The following is a 6,911-nucleotide window of genomic DNA, read 5'->3' as shown; positions in this document are numbered from 1 at the left end:
GGTCCAATGTTGTAAAGTGTGTGAAGGTAACGGAAACTGTTTTTAGTTACAAGTGAAGCGCTCATATCTTCAAGCATACCACCAAGTGATTCTGTTACCCATGTTGGATCTCCTGAGAATAATTCGTTGTATTCTGGAGTTCTAAGGAATCTAACGATACGAAGTTTCATGATGAATTGGTCAACAATTTCTTGAACTTCTTCTTCTGTTAATTTACCTTCTTGTAAATCTCTTTCAGCGTAGATATCTAAGAATGTAGATGTACGTCCGATTGACATAGCAGCTCCATCTTGTTCTTTAACTGCTGCAAGATAAGCAAGGTATAACCATTGTGTTGCTTCTTGGAAGTTTTCAGCTGGTCTTGATAAATCAAATCCATACATTTCACCTAACTCTTTAAGTTCGTTTAATGCTTTGATTTGTTCTGCAAGCTCTTCACAATCTCTTATTGTTTCAGCTGTGAACATTACTGATTTAGCTTCTTTAGCTTTCATTTTTTCAGCAATAAGTTTGTCGATTCCGTAAAGTGCTACTCTTCTATAGTCACCGATGATACGTCCACGTCCGTAAGCATCTGGAAGACCTGTTACAACACCAACTTTACGCGCTGTACGGATGTCTTTATTGTAAACATCGAATACACCTTGATTGTGTGTTTTTCTATATTTAGTAAAGATTTCTTTCATTTCTGGATCTACTTCGTAGTCATATGCTTTAAGTGCATTTTCTACTACTCTCATACCACCAAATGGATGACAGCTTCTTACAAGTGGTGCATCTGTTTGAAGCCCAACTATTTTTTCTTTTTCTTTGTCAATGTATCCTGCTGCGTGAGAAGTGATAGTTGCTACAGTTTTTGTATCTGCGAAGCTCCTCTTTCTCTTTCTTTAAGCATAAGCTCGCTAAGTTTTTCCCATAAAGCTGTTGTATCAGCTGTTGGACCTTGTAAGAATGAATCGTCTCCTGTGTATTCTGTGTAGTTATTAACAATGAAATCTCTAACGTTAATTTCTTCTTGCCATTTACCTAGTTTAAAGTTTCTCCAATGTGTCATATGCCTCGTAAAGGCGCTATCTATATAGGCCTTTACTCCACCCCCTTTAATGTGAAATCTAAATTATTAATCTTAATTTGTGTGATTATTTCAGATTTGTTTCAGATTGTATACTGTATACATCCTTGACTTGTTTTTATTATATCTTGTCTTTTTCGTTTTGTAAATAGTAATTATTATTCTTTACAAGAAATTTTTATATAATAATACTTATATACATTTTCCCATTTTCTTTCATATAAGTAAAATGAGCTGATATGAAGCTATAAATAGCTTCATATCAGCTCATTAAGTTAATAACCTAACCTATTATTTATAACATATTATCTAACGTCTATTACCTACTTTGCCATCTCAACAAGTTCATCCACAGTAAAATTATAATCGTTTCCTAATATCATATACCTTATACCATCATCATACCAACTCATACTTTGAGAAACACCTTGAAATAACTTAGATTTATGAGCAAGCGATAAAAGAGATTTCAATTCAAAATATTTTTAAACAACGAGGTATTGCATAGAGGAAAATATACTAAGCTCTTTAGCATAATCTTTGTAACAATATGTGCACTTAAAATTACATCTTGTTGTCATATAAATTGTGTACATTTTATTTCTCCCTATCTTTAGATAAATAATAACATATCGTTATTTCTATTCAATAATATACATTTAAAATAATTATAAAATTTTATACTCATAAAAATAACCTTTAGAGTAGATATCTTTCTCTAAAGGTTATTTTTATTTTCTTAGATAATATAAGTTATTTTCTTCTTAAGATTTCTGTATAAGCAAGTAAAAGTGGTGCAACTCCTTTTGCTTCATTTTCTACAACTGGTTCTGAAATATAATATTCATATGAACCATCTCTTGAATCTGGACATCCAAGTCCTGCTACTAAGCAAATACCGCCTAAATTCATTTCACCATTTTTTTCATATAAGTATTTATCACAAATACCTTTAAATGCTTTTTCACCGTATTGTGCATAGCTTTCTGGTAAGAATCCCATTCTTACACCTTTTAAAATAGCATAAGCCATAATTGCACTACCACTTGTTTCAAGGTAATTTCCTTCTCTACCGCCTTGATCAACTACTTGATACCACATACCACTTTCATCTTGGAATTTAAGTAACGATTCAATAAGCTCTTTAAACATTTCCATAAGTTTAGTATACATTTCTGTATAGCTTTTATCCATTTTGTCAATTGTATCAATAAGTGCCATTACGAACCATCCTAGAGCGCGAAGCCAAAAGTTTTTAGAAAGTCCTGTTTCTTTATTGCACCATTTAGCTTCTCTAGATGAATCATAGCCATGATAATATAAACCTGTTTGAGCATCTTTCATATACTTTTCTACGTTGCAGAATTGATTAAAGATATCATCATAATTGGCTTTATTATTAAATCTTGTTTCATATTCCATATAAAATGGCTGTCCCATATAAAGACCATCTAACCATACTTGGTTTGGATAAATCTTTTTATGCCAGAAGTTACCCTCTTTTGTACGAGGTTGAATTTTAATTTGCTCATATACAGTATCTATTGCTTTACGGTATCTTTCTTTACCTGTAATATCATATAACTCAAATAACACTTTTCCAGAGTTAACATTATCAATATTTAATTCATGAATATCATAATTATTAATTGAACCATCTTCTCTTACATGATATGTAATGAATGCATCAGCAAATTCCAGATATTTTTCACCTTTTGTGATGGCATACATTTCTAATAATGCTTTAATCATGCATCCATCAATATAATTCCATGTAGGTGCTTTACCTTGTAAAATTTTTTCGATATTCCAGATTGGTCTTTCAGGTGTACTTTTATCAATGAGCTCTTCAATGTAATTTCTAAGCGTATCCATATTCTATTTTCCTCATTTCCTAAATTATGTTTCATTTAAAAGCTTATTTTATTTTACATTAAAGTTTTAACCCTGTCTTAAGTTTCATAAATTTAAGGTATAGATATGTATTATTTATTGATTTTGGATATATTTTATCAAATTTTCTTCTACTTTATATTATTTGTTCATGAAAAACTTATATGCCATTGTTATAGTATTATTAAATAAATATCTTAGAAAGGATTGTGGCTATGGAAAAGAAAACTTTCTGGCTCGGACTTGCACTTGGAATAGGTTGCGTCTCATCTATAGTACTTATAAGCACTTTATTTTCACGCTTAACTTACCTTAAAATGAACACTGCCTTACAACATCAAATTGAAACGACTATTGAAACATCATCAATAATAGACTTTTCAAAGGTCACAGACTTTAACTGGGACACTCTATATGTTTTTACACCCTACTCATCTCCTAATGAAATACTAAAAGCAAATAACATTATGACTTTTAATCCTTCATTCAACATTGAATACTCAGATACGATTGTAATGCTAGGTTTTGTAAGAGATCATTCCCTTGTGACTTATGTGGAATTACCACTCAACCTAGTTGAAAATCTACCCGCAACTTCTATGTGTTTCTCAAAAAACACTGCTGTATTTAAGATTATTCCCGAAGAATCAGACAAGAAGACATTTCACACAATAGCTTTTTAAGTTATTTCGTATAGTTATCTTATTTATGGATAAACTATAAATGCGCTAAACTGCCTCTTTTATAAAATACACCCGTGTTACGTAGAGGTAAAAACGGTGTGACAAATTGAATCTTTGTCACACCGTTTTTGTTTTATGCCTCTATCCAATGACTGCTACAGCCTATTGCCTTAGCCCAGCCTTTTAGTAATTTTTCTTTTTTCTCTATCTCCAAGTCTGCCTGAAATGTTTTATCTAAGCACCAATTATGAGCGATTTCTTCTTTATCTTTCCAATAACCTACAGCCAATCCAGCTAAATAGGCTGCACCTAGAGCCGTTGTTTCTACAACTTCAGGTCTTTCTACTTTTACTCTTAATAAATCGGCTTGGAACTGCATTAAGAAATCATTTTTACTAGCACCGCCATCTACTTTTAAAAGGCTTAAATGCATTCCTGAATCTTGTTCCATCACCTTTAAAACATCATAGGTTTGATACGCTATGGCTTCTAAAGTTGCCCTAATAATATGTGCTTTCGTTACCCCTCTTGTAAGTCCTACTATAGACCCTCTAGCATAAGCATCCCAATAAGGTGCACCTAATCCTGCAAATGCTGGTACAACATATACCCCATTGCTATCTTTGACACTTCTTGCATAAGTCTCACTTTCTGCTGCATTGGCTATTAGCCTAGTTCATCTCGAAGCCACTGAATAGCTGCACCCGCCATAAAGATACTGCCTTCTAAGGCATATTCGATCTTGCCATCTATGCCCCATGCAATTGTTGTAAGTAAGCCATGTTTAGAACTTACTGCTTTTTCTCCTGTATTCATTAATAAAAAGCATCCTGTACCATATGTACTTTTGGCTGTTGCAGGGCTAAAACAAGTTTGTCCAAATAAAGCTGCTTGTTGATCTCCTGCTACACCGCTAATAGGAATGCTTGTTTCAAATAATCCTTCATAAGTACTTCCAAATAATCCACTAGATTCTTTTACTTCAGGTAACATTTGTTTAGGAATATTAAATTTCTCAATTATCTCTTCATCCCATTGTAGTGTATGAATATTAAAAAGCATAGTTCTAGCCGCATTAGAGTAATCTGTTGCAAATACTTCTCCTTTTGTAAGATTCCACATAAGCCAAGTATCTACTGTACCAAATAAGAGTTCACCTTTTTCAGCTCTTTCCCTTGCTCCTTCTACGTTATCTAAAATCCATTTAAGCTTTGTAGCTGAAAAATATGGATCTAAAATAAGTCCTGTCTTTTCTTTAATAATCTTTTCAAAGCCTTCTTCTTTTAGACTTTCACAAAATGCTGCTGTACGTTTACATTGCCATACAATAGCCTTATAGATTGGTTTGCCCGTTACCTTGTCCCATACGATAGTTGTTTCTCTTTGATTTGTAATCCCTATAGCCATCACATCTTTTGCTGCTATATTTCCTTGTTCTAAGCATGCTTTTGCCACTTCAAACTGACTTTCCCAGATGTCCATAGGATCTTGTTCTACCCATCCAGCCTTTGGATAATACTGGTTAAATTCTTGTTGTGCCATACTTTTAACATTTCCTTGTTTGTCAAATAATATGGCCCTTGAACTAGTTGTCCCTTGATCTAAAGCTAATATATACTTTTTCATTGCTTACGCTCCTATGCTTTATTTCTCTATAGCTTTAGTATATATGATTTATTTTAAATTTTAAACGTATTAAATGCCTCTTTTAATGCTGCTATACGTTTTTGTGTATTTTCCTGTGTGATTCTGCTATTTTTAACTGCATCATAACCATGTATTGTTCTTTTTGTTTCATTAAGTATCACAGGTATACCATGATTGCTAAGAAGTTCCGCATAAGCCTTTCCTTCATCTCTTACAGGGTCAAATTCACTAATTTCAATATAAGCTGGTGGTAAGTTCTCAAAATTTTTAGTTGCCATAGGTGAAGCATATGGTAACATATCTTCCTGAGCATTTCTTACACTTCTTATACCATTTCTTAAATAAACTTGCCACATACTATGATTTAATTTTGCATTCCATATAGGGGTATCTATAAATGTTTGCATAGATTCTGTCTGCTGCCTATAATCAGTTACTGGGTAACAAAGCATTTGGAAACATAGTTTTTTATTCATTCTATCTCTAGCCATTTGCGCTACTGCTGTAGCTAATGTTCCCCCTGCACTATCTCCTGCTACTGCAATCCTATCTGTATCTATATCTAAGACATTTGCATTTTCAATCACCCATTCCAAGCAACTATATGAATCTTCAAGCCCTATTGGAAAAGGATGTTCAAAAGCTAAGCGATAATCTACATATATAACCTTACATTTTGCACCTAATGCATATTCTCGTACTAATCTTCTATGAAAATCTAATGCTGATGCTACGAAACCTCCCCCATGATAATAAATTATACAAGGCGCTTTAGCTTCCAAATTATGAGGTTCTATAATTTGAACATTAATAGATTCACCATCAAAACTATTAAAATTATCTTTCGTAACCTCTATTTCTTTATCACTCTTATTCCTTTCCCATACTAATTTCCCTATAGCACTATTTTTTACTAATTCCTTTAATAATTCTTCTGCTTCAATATTTTTATTTCCTTGTTCACATATGCTTACATAAGCCTCAAAATCCTCATTAATATCATATTTACTCATATTTTCACCCTTAATTCTATATTTATATGTCTTATTATAATACATTTAAGACATATAAATATATTATATTTTAAACTTTCAATATCATATAGCTTTATAGCATAAAATAAGGTATCGCAAAGTGTTTCTTCTTACTTTACGATACCTTATTTTAATTTAATAAATTTCCCTACTATCTGCTAATAAACGTATTACAACATGTGTCTTCTAAATGGCACGCTGTACTTGCCCCATTAATGTCAACATCTACTGCATAACAATTATGTTGTCTATTAAATACACAGTTAACTGCGCTACAGTCAATCTGCACTTCACTTTGTGCACACATTGAACAGTTACTTGCTACATATTCAGATTCTACAAAGCTTTCACAATTTGTAGCTTCTGGATTATTAGATCCTTGATGTCCTATATGAATTTGAGATAAGCAACAATGACATTCTTCATTATAAGAACAGTTTTTAACATCACATCTTAAACTTGGCATAGACTTTCTCCTTTTTACTAATTATTTCATCTCAATATTATGAGATATTTATAACTGTTTTATTCCTTTACAGTGAAGTTTCATTTCAAACCTCTTGACTATCCTTTTTTAATACC

4 protein-coding genes and 2 pseudogenes are annotated in these 6,911 nt (G+C 32.3%); 1 reads left to right on the top strand and 5 read right to left on the bottom strand.

Going from position 1 to position 6,911, the window contains the following annotated elements:
- Together JCM14822_RS07455 and JCM14822_RS07450 are read right to left on the bottom strand one after the other, a co-directional pair.
- Positions 1 to 1,054: pseudogene (locus tag JCM14822_RS07455) on the bottom strand (pyruvate formate lyase family protein); the annotation flags it as partial.
- A gap of 771 nt (positions 1,055 to 1,825) precedes the next feature.
- A complete protein-coding gene (locus JCM14822_RS07450) occupies positions 1,826 to 2,947 on the bottom strand; it encodes a glycoside hydrolase family 88/105 protein (RefSeq protein WP_054741082.1) in 1,122 nt (373 codons plus the stop codon).
- Positions 2,948 to 3,180: 233 nt separating this feature from the next.
- On the opposite strand from JCM14822_RS07450, the gene JCM14822_RS07445 reads away from it, so the two are divergent.
- On the top strand, positions 3,181 to 3,648 hold the full coding sequence (locus JCM14822_RS07445) for a hypothetical protein (protein WP_054741080.1): 468 nt from the start codon (positions 3,181 to 3,183) through the stop codon (positions 3,646 to 3,648).
- A 133-nt stretch (positions 3,649 to 3,781) separates the two neighbouring features.
- On the opposite strand, the pseudogene glpK reads toward JCM14822_RS07445, so the two are convergent.
- From glpK to JCM14822_RS07430, 3 genes and pseudogenes are all read right to left on the bottom strand, one after another.
- A pseudogene (gene glpK, locus JCM14822_RS24480) lies at positions 3,782 to 5,274 on the bottom strand (glycerol kinase GlpK).
- Positions 5,275 to 5,327: 53 nt separating this feature from the next.
- Complete coding sequence (locus JCM14822_RS07435; protein ID WP_054741078.1) at positions 5,328 to 6,308, bottom strand: alpha/beta hydrolase; 981 nt, start codon at positions 6,306 to 6,308, stop codon at positions 5,328 to 5,330.
- A 172-nt stretch (positions 6,309 to 6,480) separates the two neighbouring features.
- Positions 6,481 to 6,795, bottom strand: a complete 315-nt coding sequence (locus JCM14822_RS07430; protein WP_054741076.1) for a DUF1540 domain-containing protein — start codon at positions 6,793 to 6,795, stop codon at positions 6,481 to 6,483.
- Between the last annotated feature and the right edge of the window lie 116 nt (positions 6,796 to 6,911).

The sequence above is a fragment of the Cellulosilyticum ruminicola JCM 14822 genome (genome assembly GCF_001311925.1).
Taxonomy (GTDB): Bacteria; Bacillota; Clostridia; order Lachnospirales; family Cellulosilyticaceae; genus Cellulosilyticum; species Cellulosilyticum ruminicola.
Note: the sequence above shows the minus strand (reverse complement) of the source record. Positions and strands in the feature narration are given on the sequence as shown.

Bases quoted from the DNA above. Each gene is read 5' to 3' on its own strand.
- JCM14822_RS07435 (WP_054741078.1), bottom strand. From the start codon at position 6,308: ATGAGTAAATATGATATTAATGAGGATTTTGAGGCTTATGTAAGCATA.
- JCM14822_RS07430 (WP_054741076.1), bottom strand. From the start codon at position 6,795: ATGCCAAGTTTAAGATGTGATGTTAAAAACTGTTCTTATAATGAAGAA.
- JCM14822_RS07445 (WP_054741080.1), top strand. From the start codon at position 3,181: ATGGAAAAGAAAACTTTCTGGCTCGGACTTGCACTTGGAATAGGTTGC.
- JCM14822_RS07450 (WP_054741082.1), bottom strand. From the start codon at position 2,947: ATGGATACGCTTAGAAATTACATTGAAGAGCTCATTGATAAAAGTACA.